This window comes from Ensifer sp. Root558, from assembly GCF_001427045.1.
Lineage (GTDB): Bacteria > Pseudomonadota > Alphaproteobacteria > Rhizobiales > Rhizobiaceae > Ensifer > Ensifer adhaerens.
Window position 1 is genome coordinate 415,909 of the sequence record NZ_LMGC01000001.1, and the last position, 20,071, is coordinate 435,979.

The following is a 20,071-nucleotide window of genomic DNA, read 5'->3' on the forward strand; positions in this document are numbered from 1 at the left end:
GCGCGGGTCGCCTTCCGTGAGGTTGTTTTCAAGGCCGTAACCCGGCATCGCCGTTCTGCGGATGCAGTCTCCGACATCACGCTCTCTCAACTTCGTGTAAAGGCGGATCGGCGCGGTAGTCCGCGAGCAACCGCTGATCGGTCTTGGGTTCGGCTGCGTTTTCACTACTTCAGAATGGTGTGCTGGTCATCGAAGATCAGGTCGTGGCGCTGCGCGCATGGGGTGGGGCCGGAGGAGGCGATCCAGCTTTCTGAGGGATCCGACGCGCTTGACAAAGGCGCCGATAAATTATTTATAACCATCTGGTCGGAAATAAATCGGATGGAGCCATGGGCCGGAAACGCGCAATTGATCAACAGCAGGTGCTGGATGCCGCCGAACGGGTCGTCGGTCGTGATGGCGCTGCCAACCTGACTGTCGATGCCGTCGCCAGGGAAGCCGGCGTCAGCAAGGCGAGTGTGCTTTATGACTATAAGTCCAAGCAGGCGCTGATCGAGGCCGTCGTCGACCGGGCGTTTGAGCGCGACAACGCACACCATGCGCAGGTCGAGCAGAAGATCGGAGACATTCAGGATCGAGCGGTCAGGGGGCGCATCGTTGCTGCGGCCGAACCGCCGCCCGAGGAATTCCGGGCGGTGGCACTGAACCTCAGCGCGGCGCTTACGCTCGATGCCGGTTTGCGCCGGAAGATGCAGGCAAGCCAGGATACGACGATCGCGAGAATTCTTCAGAACTCCCAGTCGCCGCGCGGGGCGTTGCTTGCCTATCTCGCGCTCGAGGGTCTCAAGTTCCTCGAATATCTCGACTTTCACCATTTTGCGCGTGCGGACCGCGACGAGGTGCTGCGCGAAATCAACTGGCTCGTGACTGCAACCCCGCAGGCAGCCGATCTTCCGGACGAGCGCTAAGCGTCCAAACCTCATAGGTGCAGTGAAATGAACCAAGCATGCGATGCCACATCCGCCGTGGCCACGGGCGAACGCGCCCCGTTCCGGCGCATCTTCATCACCGGTGGCAGCGGCTATGTCGGCCGCAACCTCATCCGCCATTTCGTCACGACGGGCGTTTCTGTTGTCGCTCTGGCGCGCAGCCAGAAGGCGGCCGACCGCGTCCGCCAACTCGGTGCGACGGCCTTTATGGGCGACCTGCTCAGTCCAGACATCGCCGCGGGAATGGCGGGCTGCGACGCGCTTGTCCATGCGGCGGCCGATACCGATCATGGACCAGGCACGCCGCAGCAGCGCCGGGTGAACGAGGATGGCACACGGATCGTCATGGAGGCGGCCCGCGCCGCCGGTATCCGCAAGGCGATCCATATCAGCACCGAATCCGTGCTTGCCGATGGGCACCCGCTGGTGCAGGTGGACGAGACGGCGCCGTTTCCGCGCCGCCCGGCCGGCAGCTATTCGCGCAGCAAGGCGGCGGCCGAGCGTGTAGCCCTTGCGGCCAGCAGTCCGGCTTTCCCGGTCGTTGCCCTTCGGCCGCGCTTCGTCTGGGGGCGTGACGATACCACGGCGTTGCCGGCACTGGTCGAGGCTGCCCGCTCCGGCAAGCTCGCTTGGATCGCGGGAGGCACCTACCTGACCTCGACCACGCATATCGCCAACCTGTGCCAGGCCGTGGCGCTTGCGCTTGCAAACGGGCGGGGCGGGGAGGTCTATTTCATCACCGATGGCGATGCCGTGCCGTTCAGGACGTTCGTCTCGCAGCTTCTGGAAACGCAAGGGATCGTCCCGCCGGAAAAATCCGTTCCCCGCGCCGTCGTCAGAGCCGTTGCCTGGGGCGGCGATGTGCTCGCTGCCCTCTCCAGGGGGAGGATCAGCGTTCCGCTGACATCACAGGCCTATGCGACGTCGGCCGTCGAGATCTCGCTTGATATCGGCAAGGCAAAGCTGGCGCTGGGCTATGTTCCTGTCATCTCGCGGGAGCAGGGGCTGGACGAGCTTCGGACCGTCAGCACCGGTAGTCCTCCAGTTGCGGCGCCGTGTCCGGCTTGCCTGCCTTGATCCAGTCCACCTTGCCGCGCAGGAACGAGAGAGCCGCGTCCAGCGCGGCCTTCCGCTCTTCTAGTCGCGCGATCTGCGTTTGCAGGATCTCGACCGTTCGTGCGGGCGAATTTTCGCCGGCGCGATAGGCGTCATTGAGGGCCTGAATCTCCCGCAGCGAGTAACCCAGCGTCTGTTGCAGCCGGATCATCCGCGCGGCGGTAACGTCTTCCTGGCTGAACAGCTGATAGGGATTAGAGCCGCCCTTGGCGCTGCGCTCCGGCTTCAGCAGCCCCTTGGAAATGTAAAAGCGGATCGTATCGACCGGCAGTTCCGTGGCCTTCGCAAATTCCGAAATCAGCATGCAGCAAACCCTTGACCATAGAGTATGGTCAATACTTATAAGAGCTGCTTGTCTGGAATTGGAGACCCATGATGACAAGCAAGGAAAAGATTCTACACCGCGTCCAACTCGGCTCGGATGGCCCGCCGATCGGAGCCCAGGGCCTCGGCTGCATGGGCATGAGCGAGTTCTACGGCACGACGGACGAGGCCGAATCTCGCGCCACTCTGGAACGGGCGCTCGAACTCGGCGTCACCCTGTTCGACACGGCGGACATGTACGGTATCGGCGCCAACGAGGCCTTTCTTGCGTCCTTCGTCAGGACGCATCGTGAAGCGGTCCTGATCGCCACCAAGTTCGGCTATGCGCGCACGCCGCAAAGCCCAGAGGACTGGAGCATAGACAACCGGCCCGAGTTCCTTCGTGCTGCCGCTGACCGCTCGCTGAAGCGCCTGGGTGTCGATGTCATCGACCTGTATTACATGCATCGCCGCACTGATGCCGTACCACTCGAAGAATCCATTGGCGCGATGGCCGATTTGGTCGCGGCCGGAAAGGTCCGTTGGCTCGGCCTCTCGGCGGTGACCGCGGCGGAGCTGCGGGCCGCGCATGCCATCCATCCGATTGCAGCGCTGCAGTCGGAATGGTCTGTTTTCACGCGTGAGATCGAGGAAGATGTCGTTCCCGCTGCATTCGAACTCGGCGTGACGCTCGTGCCTTACTCTCCGCTCGGACGTGGCATGCTGACCGGCCAGGCCTTTGCCCAATCCCTGACGGAGGGAGATGCACGCAGGAATTTCCCGCGCTTTGCATCGCAGCACCACCAGGCGAACATGCAGGTGGTGGCAAAGGTCGAGGAAGCCGCGCGTGGCCTCGGCATTACCTCGGCCCAGCTGGCACTAGCCTGGCTGCACATGCAGGGCCGCAAGTTGAATGCGAAGGTGGTGCCAATCCCCGGAACACGCAGGCGCAGCCGCCTTGAGGAGAACGTCGCGGCGGCGTCCATCATCCTCCCCGATGATGTAACGGCCATGCTCGATCCGCTCGCCGGGGCTGTGCAAGGAGCTGCCGTCTAAGGGTGCGACCGCCGTGCGCGACGGGCGTGCGGCGGCCGGTTCTTGTGTTGGGTGGGGAGGAGGGACGCTCGCCGGCCGCCGACGGCTAGCTTGTGCCAGATGTTTGCACTGCCTCTGCGCTCTGCCGCTCGCGCTCCTCGATCTCGGCGATCAGCCAGTTGAGAAAGGCCTTTGTTACCGGCTTGGTGCGCAGGAGGTCTTCCTGGCAGACGAACTGGTAGGTTTCGGGCGGCTCGTAGAAATGGTCGTGGGCCAGGCGAATCTGACCGGATTTGAGTTCGTGTTCGACCATGGTGCGGTCGATCAACGCCACGCCCTGGCCTTCTCTCACCGCTTCGAGAATGATGTGCTGGTCGTCGAAGATCAGGTCCTGGCGGCTGCGCGGAAGGGCGAGGCCGGAGGAGGCGATCCAGCTTTGCCACTCCTGAAGGCCGCGATAGTGCAGCCGGTTGCCGGAAAGCAGTGCCTGCCTGTCGCCCTGCCAGAGGTCGCGGCCGCAGACGGGAACCAGGCGCTCGCGCAAGAGCTTGCGGGTGAAGCGTCCGGGTGGCGGCTGCAGGCAATAGGCGATGGTGACGTCGGCCGGGCCGGTGCCGGCGGTGATCGTTTCGAGGTGGGAGAGGTGGATCTGCACGCCGGGATTGGCGGCGAGAAACTCGGAGATGCGCGGCGCGATCACTTTCATCGAAAAGAACGGGCCGACCCGGACGCGCAGGATCTTGTCGCTCGTGCGTGGGCGGATGTGCTGGACCACGCCTTCGAGATCGTCGAAGGCGCGCTGGCAGGAGGCGTAGAGCAGCCCGCCCTCCGGCGTCAGTTCGACACCGTGCTGTTTTCTGACGAAGACCCGAAGGCCGAGATTGAGTTCCAGATTCCGGATCTGGTGGCTGATCGCACCCTGGCCGATGCAGAGCTCGTCGGCGGCGGCCGTCAGGCTGCCGTTGCGCGCGGCCGCCTCGAAGGCGCGCAAGGATTTGAGGCTCGGCAGGTCACGCATCCGTTGCTCCGGGTCTGGATCGGTTGCAGCCTACATGAATTTTTTCGATAGCTGGAATGATTTCTTTCACATTGCGAAGGCTGGAGACCTCCCGCATTGTCGAAGCATAATAAAGCAAAACGAAAACTGAAATCGGCCGAAAATCCAGATAGTTTCAAGCAAGTTGCTCCTTTGGTCAGGCCAATGGTCACGCTTGCGACCGGAACTTCGTGGGTGGCCGACAGGAAGGACAGAGGGAACGAGATGAAAAAGAAGTTCATGACCGCATCGGTCATCGCCGCGCTGTTTGCGGCCGGCACCGCCAATGCCGAGACGCTGGCGATCGGCACCGAGGGCGATTACGCGCCATTCAACTATGTGACCGCAGCCGGCGAAATCAAAGGCTTCGACTACGATATCGGCCAGGCGGTCTGCGCCGAAATCAAGGTAGACTGTGTCTGGAGCACCAATGAGTGGGCGGGCATCATCCCGGCCCTGCAGGCCAAGAAGTTCGACGTGATGATCGCCTCGATGGCGATCAATCCGGATCGCAAGACGCAGGTCGACTTCACAACCCCTTACTATTTCAACGCCATGCGCTTCGTCGCCCGCAAGGATCTCGGCCTCAAGGACATCTCGCCCGAGGCGCTGAAGGGCAAGGTGATCGGCACGCAGTCCGGCTCGGTCGCGGTCGAGGCGCTGCAGGAGTTTTTTCCCGATAGCGAAGTGAAGCTCTATCCGACGATGAGCGAAGTGTTTCTCGACATGGAAAACGGCCGGCTGGACCTGATCCTCGAAGGGCAGATGGCCTTTACCGAGTGGCTGGCCAAGGAAGAAAGCGGCTGCTGCGCCTTTGTCGGCGAGAGCTTCGTGCTCGACACGGCCGAGGGCAACGCCATGGCGGTACGCAAGGGCGACGAGGCGCTGCTCTCCAAACTCAATGCCGGCCTCAAGACGATCATGGAAAACGGCACCTACGACAAGATCCGCAAGCAGTATTTCGATTTCGACATCATGGCGAAGCCGAAGACCACGAGCGAGTATTTCCGCTGAGGTTTGTGGCTCTACCCCTCATCCGGCCTGCCGGCCACTGTCTCCCCGCCTGCGGGGAGAAGGTTAGGGTGAGGGGCAACTCCTCGAAAGATGCGTGAGGGCGTCTCTTCTAAAGGTGCCGAGAGGGGCCGCCGCGGATCCAAGGTTCAACTCCAACCATCCAGAATTCGCCTGTCGCGCCCTGCGTTCAACGCATCGCGCGGCAGGAGAACAGGCGCGGCGTCGGGGTTTCGCGTTTTCCCCGGCGCCCGTCTTCTCGATTTTTCCAGTCAGCGAAATGAAAGTGCATAGGATGAGCTTCCGGGTCGCCGTTCTCGAATTCAACCAGGAAACCAACACGTTTTCGAAGCTCAAGACCGGGTTCAGGGACTTCGAGGCCTGCCACTATTTCGTTGGCGCCGAGATAGAAACCCATTGCCGCGGCACCAATTCGGAGATCGGCGGCTTCATCGATTGTTGCGACACGTACGGCTGGCAGCCGGTCTATACCGTGGCGGCGCGGGCCGAACCCGGCGGCAGGATCGAGGAGGCGATGCGGCAGCGCTTCGTCGCGGATCTCCAAAGCGCGCTCGACGGCGAAAGGCTCGACGGCGTGTTTATCGTCTTCCATGGGGCTATGTGCACGGAAACGGCTGACGATGCACAGATCCAGCTTCTGGAGGTGGTGCGTGGCATCGTCGGTTCGGAACTTCCCATCGCCGCGACCTTCGACCTGCACGCCAATTCGGCGCCCGAAATGGCCGGCCTGCTCGATATTGCCGTCTCGTTCCGCACCTATCCGCATGTGGACATGGCCGAATGCGCCCACAAGGCGGGCGCGCTGCTCGAGCGCGCCATGCGCGGCGAAATCCGGCCGGCGCTCGCCATCCGCCAGCCGCCGATGCTGAACGGCTGCAACGACGGGCGCACGACCCATGCCTGCGCCATGACCGAGCTGCTCGAAATTGCCGACGGGATCGCGGCGCGCGACGGCATGCTGGCGACCTCGATCAATGCCGGCTTCTACGATGCCGATATCTTCAACACCGGCCCATCGGCGGTCATCTGCTACGACCGCAACCGGGTGGCGGCCGAAGACGCGGAAGCCGAGGCCGAGCGTCTCTGCCGCGAGATCTGGGACCGGCGCGAGCACCAGGATGTGCAGCTGCCGCTCGACGCGCTGCCCGGCATCGTCGCGGCGCATCTTGCGAAAGATGGGGCCGGGCCGTTGGTCATTGCCGACTTCTCCGACAATCCCGGCTGCGGTGCCTACAGCGATTCCACCTGCGTGCTCGCCAGGCTGCTCGATACCGGCGTCCGAAACGCGGCTTTCGGCGCGCTCTGCGATCCGGAAGTCGTGGCCGAGTTGATCGCTGCCGGCATCGGTGCGACACGCGAGGTTACGCTCGGCTGCAAGATCGACCCTGAAGTCGGCGGCGGGCCGATCACGATCAAGGGCAGGGTGGAGGCGATTTCGGACGGCAGGATCGTCTTCGAGGGGCCGATGTTTCAAGGGCTGCCGGCGACGATGGGGCCGAGCGTGCGCTTTCATGTCGAAGGCATCGACATCCTCATCTGCAGCGAACGTCAGCAGATGCTCGATCGCAACCTCTTCCGCGCCGTCGGCATCGAGCCGTCCGACTATCAGATCGTCGTCGTCAAGTCGCAGCAGCATTTCCGCGCCGCCTTCGGTCCGATCGCGTCCGAGATCGTCGAGATCGACGGCACGGGCCTCAGTAGTGCCAATATCGGCGCGCGCAAGTTCCAGCGGGTGCGGCGGCCGGTCTATCCGCTGGATCACGGCGAACTCGGCTGAGGCGGGCTGCCGTTCGCGGGCCAAGGTTCATGCCTGCGCCCTCTAAAGGGGCAGCCGTATGGCGCGGTAACCGTTACGTACTTCCGCAGCGCCCGGCTTTGGGTCTAGCGTCCCCGTCGTGAAGGGGAGCGCAACTTCATGAGTTTTATCGATCTCTTCGCCTGGATCGTGCTGATCGTGCTCGTGGTGAGCACGGTCGCCGTGCTGATCTTTCTCGCCATGCTGCCGGGGTCGATCGCAAAAAGGCGCAATCATCCCTGGAGCGAGGCGGTCAATGTCGCGGGCTGGGTGACGCTGTTCCTCGGCTTCGCGCTGTGGCCGATCGCGCTCGTCTGGGCCTATGTCGACGTGCCGCGCCCGAGCGGCGCGCATCCGGCGGCGACCGCTGCGGGCGAGGTTCATCCGAGCGAGGCGGGCCAGCCATGATCGTCTTTCTCTTCAATGTCTATCTGGCGATTCTCTTCTGCCTGGTGAAATTCAGGATCGTGCCTTTCAACCTGTTCTGGAAGATTTCGCCGGCGATCGTGTTCCTGCTGCTTCTCGTCGGTCTGTTCATCCCGATGAACTGGGGCGCGCCGCAGGGCAAGGCGCTGGTGGTGCGCAATTCGGTGGCGATCGTGCCCGATGTCGCCGGCGAGGTCACGGAGGTGCCGGTCGCCTCCAACAGCCCCCTGAAAGCCGGCGACGTGCTCTTCCGCATCGACCCCGTGCCCTACCAGGCGAAGGTAGACGCGTTGCAGGCGCAGCTTTCGCTGCAGGAGCTGCGGCTTGCGCAGATGACGAAGCTGCAGTCGCGCGATGCCGCAACCGAATTCGACGTGCAGCAACGCCAGGCGGACGTCGACAATCTGAGAGCCCAGATCAGCAATGCCGAGTGGGAACTCGGCAAGACGACGGTGCGGGCGCCTGCCGATGGCTACGTGACCAACCTTGCGCTGCGCAAGGGCGCGCGCGTGACGACGCTGCCGCTGTCGCCGGCCATGGCCTTTATCGACACCTCCGAGACGATCATCGGGGTCGAGATCAACCAGATCGATGCGCGCTACATAGAGCCCGGCCAGATGGTGGAGGCGACCTTCAAGTTTGCGCCCGGTGAGACCTATACCGGTGAGGTCGAGGGCGTGCTGCAGGCGATCGCCTCCGGGCAAGCCCGCGTGTCCGGCACGGCGGTGACCCCGGAGGCAGTCTCCGCCGCGCCCTTCATCGTGCGGGTGAAACTCGACGACCAGGCTTTCGCCGCACGGCTGCCAGCCGGCGCCACGGGGGACGCGGCCATCTTCACCGACCGGGTGAGGGCGGCGCATGTGATCCGCCGGGTGCTTTTGCGCCAGATCGCGATCACCAACTACGTCAATCCGTTCTGATCGGCTGCGCGGCGGGGTGTCACCGGCTGCCCCGCCCGCTGGAAGACGGGCGAGGATAGGACGGTTTCTCGCAATTCCGGACGGAAAATTGCTGCGCGCTTTTCCTGGAATTTCTTGGCCAAATGTCGCAATTCCTGGCGGAAAACCGTTTCACACTTTTCCTGGAATTGCTTAACCGGCAATCGGTAGCGGCGCCTCCGGGTTGACGAGACCGGCTGCCCTCAAGTCCCGCCAGAAGTCGGCCGGCACGGCTTCGTTCAGGGCGGCGCGGTCTTCGGCGATGCGGCTCGGCTGGCTGGCGCCGGGGATGACGGCGGCAACTGCGGGGTTGGCGAGCGAGAACTGCAGGCCGGCCGCCTTCATCGAGATGCCGTGACGGTCGGCGATCGACTTGATACGCGCGACCTTGTCGAGAATTGCCGGCGTGGCCGGGGCATACTCGAAGTTCGGGCCACCGACGAGCGCGCCGGAGCTATAGGGGCCGCCGACGACGATGCCGAGGCCGCGCTTGGTGACCTCGGGCATGACGCGCTGGAGTGCGCGATCATGGTCAAGCAGGGTATAGCGGCCGGCAAGCAGGAAGCCATCGGGACGCGGACCCTCGAGCGCGAGCAGCAATTCGATCGGCTCCACCCGGTTGACGCCGAGCCCCCAGGCCTTGATCACGCCTTCGTCGCGCAGCCGGTCGAGCGCCCTGAAGGCGCCCTTGCGCGCCGTCTCGAAAACGTCGAGCCATTCGTCGCCGTAGAAATCCTGGGCAACGTCGTGAACGAAGGCGATCTCGATCCGGTCGGTCTTCAGGCGCTTGAGGCTGTCCTCGATCGACCGCAGGGTGGCGTCATGGGAGTAGTCGTTGACGATCTTGTTGGGGCGGCCATAGCGGAAGACGTCGCCCTTTTCCCCAAGGTCGCGGGCGCTGACGTCCTCGATCTCGTCGAGGATGACCCGGCCGACCTTGGTGCTGATGACGTATTCGTCACGCGGGCGACCGCCGAGCGCTTCGCCCATGCGGATCTCGGCAAGGCCGGCGCCGTAGAACGGGGCGTTGTCGAAATAGCGGATGCCGTCGTTCCAGGCGGCCTCGACGGTGGCAAGCGCTTCCTTTTCGGGGATTTCGCGGAACATGTTGCCGAGCGGGGCTGCGCCGAAACCGAGCTTGCCGGGCAGAATATCCTTGAGTGTCATGTGTCCTGTCCTTTGCTGATCGATGGGGCAGGTGATGCGGTGCATCGCCGTTGTTTGGAAAAATAGGTCAGCGAGCGGAGTCCCGGTAGCGGGGTACGCTTCGCAGGATATGGGAAACGAATTCACAGATGCGATGTTCGGAGCCGGATAACTGGTTAAGTGTTCCGGGGAAGCCATCGGGCAGACCGTCTGCGACGGATCGGATGGAGAACACCGGTCGTAAACTTCTCGCGTCTCGGGTCTGGTTTGCGTATATTAGACTAGCCTAAATCGGTGGAGATTCAACGATCTGCAATAGGGGTGTTCGCCATGACCATTGGCCAGAGCATGCTTGCGGGTGCAGCCTTCTTCGCGCTTGGTTTTACGTCCGCATGGGCACAGCAGGTTTCAGGGACGCTCGGCGCCCCGGGAGCGACGACAACAATTACGGGTAAGCAGCTTCCGTCACCAAGTCCGGCTTTTGGCGGTGTAATCAAGGAAAAGGCCTCGGAATCGACGCCCTGGTGGGCTCCGCGGGTCGTGCCGCCGAAAGGCGCGCCCAATGTGCTGCTGATCATGACGGACGATCAAGGCTTCGGTGCGCCCAGCACCTTTGGCGGGGTCATTCCAACACCGGCCATGGACCGCATCGCCAAGGAGGGGTTGCGCTTCACGAACTTCCACTCGACATCGCTCTGCTCGCCGTCTCGTGCGGCGCTGATCACCGGGCGCAATCACCATTCGGTTGGCTACGGGGTCGTCGGGGAGATCGCGACCGGATATCCGGGCTACGATTCGATCATCCCGATCGAGAAAGGCACTGTTGGCACGATCCTCAAGGAAAATGGCTACGCCACCGCGTGGTTCGGCAAGAACCACAACACGCCGTCCTATCAATCGAGCCAGGCGGGCCCCTTCAACCAGTGGCCGACGGGCATGGGCTTCGATTATTTCTATGGCTTCGTCGGCGGCGATGCGAGCCAGTGGCAGCCGAACCTGTTCCGCAACACCACGGCCATCTATCCGTTTGAAGGCAATCCCAAGTGGAACCTGGAAACGGCCATGGCCGACGAGGCGATCCAGCACATCAGGCAGTTGAGCGAGATCGCCCCGGGCAAGCCCTGGCTCGTCTACTACGTGCCCGGTGCCACCCATGCACCACACCACCCGACGCCCGAATGGATCAAGAAGATCAGCGACATGCACCTCTTCGACGAGGGCTGGAACAAGGTGCGCGAGACGATCTTCGCCAATCAGAAGCGGCTCGGCATCATGCCTGAGAACGCGAAGCTCACGCCGTGGCCGGAGGGGTTGCCGCAATGGGATTCCCTCAGTTTGGAGGCGAAGAAACTGTTCATCAGGCAGGCCGATGTGTACGCCGCCTACCTTGCCTATGCCGACAACGAGATCGGGCGCGTCATCCAGGCGGTGGAAGATATCGGCGAGCTCGACAACACCCTGATCATCTACATCGGCGGCGACAACGGCGCGAGCGCCGAGGGCATGCTCAACGGCACGCCGAATGAGTTCACCACATTCAACGGCGTCGACGTTCCGGTGAAGGACCAGTTTCTCTGGTATCCGTTCTGGGGTTCGGAGCGGACATTCCCGCATTTCGCAGCCGGCTGGGCCTGGGCGATGGGGACACCGTTCAAGTGGGTCAAGCAGGTGCCATCGCACTTTGGCGGGACGGCGCAGGGCATGGTCATGTCGTGGCCCGGCCATATCAACGACGCTGGCGGTGTCCGCGCGCAGTTTCACCACTTCATCGACATCGTGCCGACGATCCTGGAGGCGACAGGCATCCCGCAACCGGAGACGATCAACGGCATCAAACAGGAGCCGGTCGAAGGCGTCAGCATGGCCTATACATGGGACAAGGCGAATGCCGCTGCGCCGACCGAACACAAGACCCAGTACTTCGAGATGCTGGGAAACCGCGCGATCTACCACGACGGATGGGTCGCCGCGACGACGCCCGCGACGCTGCCGTGGGAACTCAGCACCAAGACGCCGCCCGACGTGATCACCGGCTACAACTGGGAACTCTACAACGTCGATGAAGACCCGACGCAATTCACCGATCTTGCCGCCAAAATGCCTGACAAACTCAAGGAATTGCAGGACCTCTTCTATGCCGAGGCGAAGAAGTACAACGTGCTGCCGCTCGACAATTCGACGCTCGCACGCTGGAACGCCCCGCGGCCGAACCTGACGGCCGGCCGTACGGAATTCACCTACCGCGGCGAACTGAGTGGTGTGCCGGCCAGCGCTGCGCCGAGCACCTTGAACAAGTCCTATACGATTACGGCCGATGTCGAGATACCCGACGACGGTGCGCAAGGCATGATCGTCACCGAGGGTGGCCGCTTTGGCGGTTACGGCCTCTTCCTCAGCCAGGGCGACTTCGGTGTCGGCAGTGGGAAGGTCGTGTTCCTCTACAATCTCCTCGACCTCAAGCGCACCCTGTGGGAAGGACCGGAACTCGAACCCGGCAAACACAGGATCGTCTTCGACTTCAAGTCGGATGGAAAGGGACTTGGCGCCGGGGGCACCGGCGTTCTGTCGGTGGACGGCAAGGAGGTCGCCAGGAACAGCATCGATCATGGCATCCCGGTCACTTTCCCCGAGGATGAGACCTTCGACGTCGGTCTCGACACGCGCACCGGCGTCGCCCTTCTGGAACACCGCTACGACACGCCCTTCCGCTTTACGGGCAAGATCGACAAACTGACTTTCGAATTGAAGCCAAACGCAACGCCCTAGAGCGCCGTGCGTTCACGTGAACGCACATGGGACGCTCTGGCGACCTTGCATCGCAAGGCCCGGACACAAACGACTGGGAGAGGTGCGTTCCGATGATACGCGTGCTTGATCTCGCCGCCTTCGGGGAGATGGCAACAGGGCTCGCACTGGTGGTGGCGCCTTCGCTCGTGGGGCAGGTGCTGCTTGGCGAGCTACTCACCGGGCCGGCGATCCCGACGGCCCGGGTGGCGGGAATTGCCCTGATCGCACTCGGCGTTGCCTGCTGGAAGAACTCAAGCCTCATCGGCATGCTGATCTACAGTGCGGCCGTCACGCTCTATCTGGCCTGGTTCGGACTGACGGATGGCTCCACCGGCGTCCTTCTGTGGCCTGCGATCGCAGTTCATGCGGTGCTGTCGGTCTTGCTCTGGCGCGGACGTCACACGCCCGGCGCCGGCTAGTTTTCGGATAGGGACGGGGACATTGTGGGGGCGTTATCCGCCCGCAAGTGCAGCTATGGCAAGCAGGATATGAAGGGCCGCCACAGAAGCGACAAGGAAAAGCGCCATTCGCCGCATGAGTTCCAAGGTTTCGGAAGACTCATTGGGCCGACTTTCCGAAAAAAGGGTGTCAATAGGCTGCTCCCGAACGTCGTGCCAGCCGAGCCGCTTGAGATGACGGCGCATCAGATGGTCTTCGCCGCCGTCGTAACCTAGCCAGCCGGCATTTGTCAGATCGTAGTGTCTCTCGCCGAGACCACGTATCGTTGCAAGCGTTCTTGCGGCATCATCCTGCATATATGTACAGGGTTCATCGTCGGGATCCCGCTGCCAAAATCCGTACACGAGCAGACGGTAGAGCGCATTGCATCCTTCCATCGTTACCACTAGGTCTTTTATCTCCCGGCTTTGATAGAGATCGCGGTCGAGGCGCTCGTTGTCGCCGGTGAAGTAGACCTCCGGCAGCGATTGATCGTCCTCAAAAATCACATCGCCTGGCGTGATGATCAGCTTCCCCCAACGCCAGTCGATCGGAATTGCCACGGCCGCGCTGGACCAAGCGCGCTCACGGTCATTGAGCGGCCGCCGCCAATGTTGTCGGCCGATATCCGCGGAGCGAGCCCGGCCGCGTGTTCCGTCAGGTAGGCGGACGCGGTCGGCGGCAAAAGCTATTCCGAAGCGATAGTGGAGAACGGCAACGCCATGCCGCCGACCATAATCGCTCCGTGGTTCATTCGGCCCGCTCTGCTCCGTAGACAGCAAATACCCTTCGGGATATTCGTCGTTCTCGAATGGCCACATGACTATCCAACCTTCCGCGCGCAGCCGCAGGCGGCGGCTGCTCATCCAGGCGATCTCCGGCAACCAGGATGTGGATTGTTCCCGTCTTGATCCCACCGGTTGCGCAACGAGTTACCGGAAAACGGTCAAGCGTTTGCGCATTTGGTTTGGGCAATTTTATCCAATATCGTTTTGCTCGCGTTCAGCCGGACGACATGATGCGCGGGCGGGTGGTGCTACCGGTCGAAGGGAACGGTCGATTTTCTCTCGCGCCTGTCGGCAAGCGTCGCCTCGGTTCGTCTTCACGACGTGCACCAACGGAGAGCCACCGCATGAAGCTCTATTTCAGCCGCAACCCCAATCCGCGCCTGGCGGTCGCCACGGCCCGATTTCTGAAGGCAGAGGTCGCGTTCGAATATGCCGAGCCGCTGGCGCCGGGGCAGGCGGACCGCTATCGGCCGCTCAATCCCAACCTGCTTTTGCCGATCCTGGAGCGTCCCGGCCGGGCGCTGTGGGAGGCGGATGCGATCGCCTGCTTTCTCTCTCGCCAGGTCGGCTCCAACCTCTGGCGAAGGGATGACGACGAGCCGGAGATGGTCCGCTGGATCAGCTGGGGCAAGGAGAACTTCGTGAAGGCCTGTGACATGGTGCATTGGGAGCGCGGCACCAAGCTGCGCTACGGCATCGGCACTTGTGACGAGGCCATGGTGGAGGAGGGGATGAAGGCGTTCCACAAGGCGGCCCGGCTGCTCGATGCCGAACTCTCCGCTCACGCCTGGCTGGTCGGCGAGGCGGTCTCCTACGCCGATTTTCGCATGGCGACATTCCTGCCATACAATGATGTGGCAAGGCTGCGGCTCGCGGACTATCCGGCACTTGCGCGCTGGGCCGGGCAGCTCGAGGCGATCGACGCCTGGCGCGATCCGTTCCGCGGGCTTGATGCGCCCGCGTTGCCTCCGATATCAGGCTGAGCGGCGGCCTTTGCCTGCCGTCGAGCGGCGGCGACGGCCGGTGGTTGTCGCCGCGCATTCGCAGGTTGCGTGATTGTTCTCGCCATCCATTTTCTCCTCTGCTAATACAGTCGCGCTAGCATGCGAACAGCCTCTTCTTGCTCAGAAGGAATTCGTCCGATGCGTTTCACAGTCGCAATCGCAGCAGCAGCATTGATGTCCCTTCCGACAGCAACCCTTGCCAAATCGCCGGCCGATATCGCCGATCTCGTCGGCGCACGCGCGCCTGGCGCCGAGAGCGAGATGCAGTCCAGGGGCTATGTCGACGTCGGCGGCAACAATACCTGGTGGAATGCCGGCACCAAGACCTGCGTCCGGGTGCATGTCTCCCAGGGACACTACTCGGCGATCTCGCAGATCAAGCCCTCGGCTTGCGGCCAAGGGAGCGGCAAGAGCTCGCCATGCCCGCCGGATCTGTCGCAGGCCGATCTCTACAAGCATCCGGGCTGCAGCCTCTAGGGGCAGTCGCGTCCAACTGGTGCTGGGCTGGAACTTTCGCAGTGAAGGCAACGGTGACACGGGCGGTGCCGGCGGCCGCCTCGGCTTCATTGTGCCCCTTCGATCGGCGGGGAAAGCGGTACGAGAGCGCCGCGACCATTGCGCAATGCGATGATCTCTGCTCTCCTTTGAATGGCCTATCGGTGGAGCCGATTGCCCCTGGCGATCGGATCTTGCGGTTGAAAGCGTCGGAAACCGCTTAAAAAAGGCCGATTGCGGCAGATATTTCCCGCCCCAACCATTCCCGCCCAAAACCCGAAAGGTGTTTCGCCTTTTTTAGGAAAGCGAGATTTGCCTACCTTCAGTACCCTTTTGGTTGTCCCGCTGGAGACGGGACATATCGCGAAGGTATGGAGGAGATACCCTTGGCAAGCATTTCAGAGGACACTACGCATACCCAGAATCCGGCGCAAAATCCGGAAGACGAACGGCTGAGCATCGGCGCGAACCTCGCCTATGGCCTGCAGCACGTCTTGACCATGTATGGCGGCATCGTCGCCGTTCCGCTGATCCTTGGCCAGGCGGCGGGCTTGAATTCCGGCGATGTCGGCCTGCTCGTCACCGCCTCGCTTTTCGCCGGTGGCCTCGCCACCATCTTGCAGACGATCGGCGTGCCATTCTTCGGCAGCCGCCTGCCGCTGGTGCAGGGCGTCTCGTTCTCGGGTGTCGCCACGATGATCGCCATTTCCGGCAATGGCGGCATTCCGGCGATCCTTGGTGCGGTCATCGCGGCTTCATTGATCGGCCTTCTGATCACGCCGGTGTTTTCGCGCATCACCCGCTTCTTCCCGCCGCTCGTCACCGGCATCGTCATTACCACCATCGGCCTGACGCTGATGCCGGTTGCGGCATTCTGGGCGATGGGCGGCAACAAGGCGGCGCCGGACTTCGGCAGCACCGCCAATATCCAGCTTGCGGCGGTCACGCTCATCATCGTGCTGCTCTTGAGCAAACTCGGCAACGCTTCGATCTCCAGGCTTTCGATCCTGCTGTCGATCGTTATCGGTACCGGCATTGCCTATGTCGCCGGCATGACCGATTTCTCGCAAGTTGCAAACGGCCCGGTCTTCGCATTGCCGAGGATCTTCCATTTCGGCTATCCGACCTTCGAGCTTGCGGCTGTTATCTCGATGCTGATCGTCATCATGGTGACGCTGGTCGAGACCTCGGCCGACATTCTCGCCGTCGGTGAGATCGTCGAAACCAAGGTGGATTCGCGCCGGCTTGGTGACGGCCTTCGTGCCGACATGCTGTCGAGCATTCTCGCGCCGGTCGTCGGCTCCTTCACCCAGAGCGCCTTTGCCCAGAATGTCGGCCTCGTGGCGGTGACGGGCGTGAAGAGCCGTTATGTGGTGGCAACGGGCGGCCTGTTCCTGGTAACGCTCGGCCTCTTGCCGATCATGGGTCGCGTCGTCGCCTCGGTGCCGACCTCGGTGCTTGGTGGCGCCGGCATCGTGCTTTTCGGCACGGTTGCGGCAAGCGGCATCCGCACGCTGTCCAAGGTCGAGTACAATAACAACATGAACCTGGTGATCGTCGCGACCTCGATCGGCTTCGGCATGATCCCGATTGCGGCACCCGGCTTCTACGAGCATTTCCCGGCCTGGGTCGCCACGATCTTCCATTCGGGCATCTCGTCGGCGGCCGTCATGGCGATCCTGCTCAACCTCCTGTTCAATCACTTCACCGCAGGCAATTCCGACCAGCAGTCGGTCTTCGTGGCTGCAACCGAACGCACGATCCGCTACCAGGACATCGCAAGGCTGCACGACGGCGACTACTTCCTCAACGGCAAGCTCTACGATGCCAAGGGCACCGAGGTGCCGCTGATTGCGGCGGAGGCGCACTGAACCGGCAAGCTCCCTGAAATGATGCAATCCCAGACTGCTTTCCCTGGGGTTGCTTTGAATTACGCAATCCCGGACGAAAAACCGCTTCGCACTTTTTCTGGAGTTGCTTTGAGACACGCAATCCCAGACGAAAAACCGCTCGCACTTTTTCTGGAGTTGCTTGTGAAACCCGCCATTCCGGGCAGGAAACCGCTTCCTGTTTTTCCTGGCGTTGATTGAAAAACCCAACAAAAGGACATTGGGAATGACACGTGAGACCGACAATTACGCGCTGCTCGATGCGCTCCTTCACACGATGGAGAAGGGCATCATTCCGGCCACGGAAGCGGGCGTTGCCGCCGGCAACAAGATCTTCGGCGCGGCGCTGATGCGCAAATCCGATCTTTCGACCGTGCTTGTCGAAACCAACAACGAGACGGAAAACCCGCTCTGGCACGGCGAAGTGCACACGCTGAAGCGGTTCTACGAGATCGAGGGCGAGAAGCGGCCGGACAGCCGCGACCTCATCTTCCTCTCGACGCATGAGCCGTGCTCGATGTGCCTTTCGGCGATCACCTGGGCGGGTTTCGACAATTTCTTCTACTTCTTCAGCCACGAGGATTCCCGCGACAGTTTCTCCATTCCGCATGACCTGAAGATCCTGAAGGAGGTCTTCACGCTGGAGCCGGGCGGCTACAACCGCACCAATGCCTTCTGGAAGGGCCAGTCGATCCACGCGCTGATCGACGCTCTGCCCGAGCCGCAACGCCAGGAACTCAAGGCCCGCGCCGAGGCGATCCGGGCGAAATACGACGATCTCTCCTCCGTCTATCAGGACAGCAAGGACGGCAACGCCATTCCGCTGAACTGACGCTCGAAAAGCCGTCACCTGTACCGGGCCATTTCATTCTCTCATCAGAGATTGAAATGGCCTATTTCTTTGAAAGAATATGCATTCCCCCTCGCCAGGGCAGGTGCTAGGGTCGCCTCCATACAGTCGCGTTTCGGGGGAATTGCGTGAACTGGTCCAGGCCTCTCAGGGTGCATCTCAGCGTGCTCGTCGTGGCGCTGCTCATCTTAACGGCGACGCCGATCATCTGGATGGCGTTCAGCCAGGGGCGGCAGGCGGCGATCCTTGCCGGCGAAAAGCACATGCGCGAGATGAGCCTGAGGCTGATCGAGGGCTACAGGAATGCGCTCGAGGGCGGCCACGAGGCGGTCGCGCTTGCGTCCACCGTGCCGCAGCTGGCCGTCGCGCCGCCGGGCGACCTGCAGCCGAAGGAGCAGTTCTTCCTGGAGGTGCTCAGAAGCGTTTCCAACGCGACGAGCGTCTATGCCGGCTATCCTGATGGATCCTACCTGCAGGTGATCAACACGGGGCGGGACTATGTTCGCCAAAGTCTGGCGGCACCGGCAGGCACCGCCTTTGCCGTTCGGTTGCTTGCGCATGCCAAGGACGCGGGCACCGTCTCTACCCTTCGGTTCCTCGATGCTGCGGCGCAGACGATCGGGGAGCGTCCGTTCGAGCGCACCAATTTCGACCCGCGGCAGAGCCCCTGGTATCAGACGGCGTTGCGAGCCGGCGGTCCGGTTTCCGTCGGGCCCTATGTCACCGGAACGCTGAAGGTTCCGACGCTGGCGCTGGCCGTTCCGCTGAAGGGCAAGGAGGGGATCGTGGTCGGCACCAACATCCACCTTCAGACCATCAGCCGCCTTCTCGATGCGCGCGAGATCTCACCGCGGGCCCGGTCCTATGTCATCGGCAGCGACAACAACCTCGTCGCCCATTCCGATCCCGCGGTCATGAGCACAATCCTCGGCGCCTGGTCGGGTGGTGGCGGCGCCGGCATGCGCAGCCTGGATCCCAGCCTCGACGTCGTCGCCGGGCTGCGCAAGGATCCCGCCTATGCGGGCGGTGGTCTTGCCGAAGCCGATTTTGCCGGCGAGCGCTATCTGGTCCAGATGGCACCCGTCAGCGTATCCGGCCTCTTCAAGGGCAGCTCGGTCGCGATCGTCGTGCCGCTGCAGGATCTGGTGGTGCAGGCAAACCGGCTCCTGGTGCGCAACCTCATGATTGCCGCAGCCGTGCTGGTGGCCGGCGTGGTCGGCTCGCTCATGCTGTCCCGCGTGATCAGCCGCAAGCTCTATCACCTCGCCGACGAGGCGCGGCGGATCGGTGACCTGAACTTTGCCGGCACGGACGCCCCGTATTCCTGGATCACCGAGATCAATACGCTTGGCGGCGCGCTTTCCGCCAGCCGGCGCGCTATCGTCCAGTTTGCGCTCTATGTTCCGCGCGAGGTGGTGCGCCGGATCATCGACCCTGAGGGCGGGGCGGCGGTCCGGGGCAGGCGGCAGGAGGTGACGGCGCTTTTCACCGACGTGCGCGACTTCACCACCATCTCCGAACAGCATTCGCCGGAGGAAGTCGTCGATATTCTCTCGGCCTATTTCGAGATGCTGAACACGGTGGCCGAGCAGTACCACGGGACCGTGATCCAGTATCTCGGCGACAGCATCTTCGTCATCTGGAACGCGCCGGTTGCCGATCCGCAGCACATCGAGAATGGCTGTCATTGCGCGCTGGCGATGAAGGCGGCGGTCGATCGCCTGAACGAGACCAACCGCAAAGGCGGCCGGCCGGAGCTGTTCACGCGCTTTGGCGTGCATACGGGGCCGGCGGTCGTCGGCAGCTTCGGCGCGATCGCGCGGCAGCAATACACGGCCATGGGCGACACGATCAACGTCGCCTCGCGGCTCGAGGGGCTGAACAAGGAGTTCAACACGTCGATCCTGGTGAGCGGGGCGGTGCAGTCTGCGGTTGCCGACCTCTTCGACTTCCGCGCGATGGGGATGGTGCACGTGAAGGGGCGCTCGGGAGGCATCGACCTCTGGGAGCTTTTGCGCGCGAACGCCCGTTAGTCCTTGCCGCCGCTACGACCGCCCATCGGGG

Annotated in this window: 18 protein-coding genes; 14 read left to right on the forward strand and 4 right to left on the reverse strand. The window is 62.7% G+C overall.

Annotation, left to right across the window (positions count from 1 at the left end; all coding sequences use genetic code 11):
* Positions 1–329: 329 nt before the first annotated feature.
* On the forward strand, positions 330–908 hold the full coding sequence (locus tag ASD63_RS02090) for a TetR/AcrR family transcriptional regulator (RefSeq protein WP_034793213.1): 579 nt from the start codon (positions 330–332) through the stop codon (positions 906–908).
* Between the two features lie 27 nt (positions 909–935).
* A complete protein-coding gene (locus ASD63_RS02095; protein WP_051659268.1) occupies positions 936–2,006 on the forward strand; it encodes an NAD-dependent epimerase/dehydratase family protein in 1,071 nt (356 codons plus the stop codon).
* Here ASD63_RS02095 and ASD63_RS02100 read toward each other — a convergent pair.
* Positions 1,954–2,349: a MerR family transcriptional regulator gene (locus tag ASD63_RS02100; RefSeq protein ID WP_060528767.1), complete on the reverse strand. Its 396-nt coding sequence runs from the start codon at positions 2,347–2,349 to the stop codon at positions 1,954–1,956. The two genes, ASD63_RS02095 and ASD63_RS02100, sit on opposite strands and share 53 nt — an antisense overlap.
* Positions 2,350–2,501: 152 nt before the next feature.
* On the opposite strand from ASD63_RS02100, the gene ASD63_RS02105 reads away from it, so the two are divergent.
* Positions 2,502–3,404, forward strand: a complete 903-nt coding sequence (locus tag ASD63_RS02105) for an aldo/keto reductase (RefSeq protein WP_244497209.1) — start codon at positions 2,502–2,504, stop codon at positions 3,402–3,404.
* 85 nt (positions 3,405–3,489) lie between these two features.
* Here the strand turns inward: ASD63_RS02105 and ASD63_RS02110 are convergent, their stop codons facing one another.
* Positions 3,490–4,401, reverse strand: coding sequence for a LysR substrate-binding domain-containing protein (locus ASD63_RS02110; protein ID WP_051659269.1), 912 nt, complete (start codon positions 4,399–4,401; stop codon positions 3,490–3,492).
* Between the two features lie 243 nt (positions 4,402–4,644).
* On the opposite strand from ASD63_RS02110, the gene ASD63_RS02115 reads away from it, so the two are divergent.
* The 4 genes from ASD63_RS02115 to ASD63_RS02130 all read left to right on the forward strand — a co-directional run bounded on the left by ASD63_RS02115 (position 4,645) and on the right by ASD63_RS02130 (position 8,592).
* Positions 4,645–5,433, forward strand: coding sequence for a transporter substrate-binding domain-containing protein (locus tag ASD63_RS02115; RefSeq protein WP_034793219.1), 789 nt, complete (start codon positions 4,645–4,647; stop codon positions 5,431–5,433).
* Positions 5,434–5,725: 292 nt separating this feature from the next.
* On the forward strand, positions 5,726–7,228 hold the full coding sequence (locus ASD63_RS02120; RefSeq protein ID WP_034793222.1) for a M81 family metallopeptidase: 1,503 nt from the start codon (positions 5,726–5,728) through the stop codon (positions 7,226–7,228).
* 138 nt (positions 7,229–7,366) lie between these two features.
* Positions 7,367–7,654, forward strand: coding sequence for a DUF3302 domain-containing protein (locus tag ASD63_RS02125; RefSeq protein ID WP_051659270.1), 288 nt, complete (start codon positions 7,367–7,369; stop codon positions 7,652–7,654).
* Complete coding sequence (locus ASD63_RS02130) at positions 7,651–8,592, forward strand: efflux RND transporter periplasmic adaptor subunit (RefSeq protein WP_034793224.1); 942 nt, start codon at positions 7,651–7,653, stop codon at positions 8,590–8,592. The genes ASD63_RS02125 and ASD63_RS02130 overlap by 4 nt, the downstream gene beginning before the upstream one ends.
* 171 nt (positions 8,593–8,763) lie before the next feature.
* Here ASD63_RS02130 and ASD63_RS02135 read toward each other — a convergent pair whose 3' ends face one another.
* Positions 8,764–9,777 (reverse strand): aldo/keto reductase, encoded by a 1,014-nt coding sequence (locus ASD63_RS02135; protein ID WP_034793226.1) that lies wholly within the window; start codon positions 9,775–9,777, stop codon positions 8,764–8,766.
* 309 nt (positions 9,778–10,086) lie between these two features.
* Between ASD63_RS02135 and ASD63_RS02140 the strand changes: the two genes are divergently transcribed.
* Together ASD63_RS02140 and ASD63_RS02145 are read left to right on the forward strand one after the other, a co-directional pair.
* Positions 10,087–12,522, forward strand: coding sequence for an arylsulfatase (locus tag ASD63_RS02140; RefSeq protein WP_156623606.1), 2,436 nt, complete (start codon positions 10,087–10,089; stop codon positions 12,520–12,522).
* 92 nt (positions 12,523–12,614) lie between these two features.
* Positions 12,615–12,962 (forward strand): hypothetical protein, encoded by a 348-nt coding sequence (locus tag ASD63_RS02145; protein WP_034793228.1) that lies wholly within the window; start codon positions 12,615–12,617, stop codon positions 12,960–12,962.
* Between the two features lie 33 nt (positions 12,963–12,995).
* Here ASD63_RS02145 and ASD63_RS02150 read toward each other — a convergent pair whose 3' ends face one another.
* A complete protein-coding gene (locus ASD63_RS02150) occupies positions 12,996–13,847 on the reverse strand; it encodes a hypothetical protein (protein ID WP_060643535.1) in 852 nt (283 codons plus the stop codon).
* Positions 13,848–14,113: 266 nt separating this feature from the next.
* Between ASD63_RS02150 and ASD63_RS02155 the strand changes: the two genes are divergently transcribed.
* The 5 genes from ASD63_RS02155 to ASD63_RS02175 all read left to right on the forward strand — a co-directional run bounded on the left by ASD63_RS02155 (position 14,114) and on the right by ASD63_RS02175 (position 20,040).
* Positions 14,114–14,752, forward strand: a complete 639-nt coding sequence (locus ASD63_RS02155) for a glutathione S-transferase family protein (RefSeq protein ID WP_034793236.1) — start codon at positions 14,114–14,116, stop codon at positions 14,750–14,752.
* A gap of 159 nt (positions 14,753–14,911) precedes the next feature.
* A complete protein-coding gene (locus ASD63_RS02160; RefSeq protein ID WP_034793239.1) occupies positions 14,912–15,250 on the forward strand; it encodes a hypothetical protein in 339 nt (112 codons plus the stop codon).
* A 404-nt stretch (positions 15,251–15,654) separates the two neighbouring features.
* Entirely contained in the window at positions 15,655–17,139 is a 1,485-nt protein-coding gene (locus tag ASD63_RS02165) for a nucleobase:cation symporter-2 family protein (RefSeq protein WP_034793242.1), read from the forward strand.
* 244 nt (positions 17,140–17,383) lie between these two features.
* Complete coding sequence (locus ASD63_RS02170; RefSeq protein ID WP_034793244.1) at positions 17,384–17,989, forward strand: nucleoside deaminase; 606 nt, start codon at positions 17,384–17,386, stop codon at positions 17,987–17,989.
* Between the two features lie 146 nt (positions 17,990–18,135).
* The gene (locus tag ASD63_RS02175; protein ID WP_060528769.1) at positions 18,136–20,040 is read left to right on the forward strand and encodes an adenylate/guanylate cyclase domain-containing protein; all 1,905 of its coding nucleotides are present in this window, start codon (positions 18,136–18,138) and stop codon (positions 20,038–20,040) included.
* Positions 20,041–20,071 lie beyond the last annotated feature (31 nt).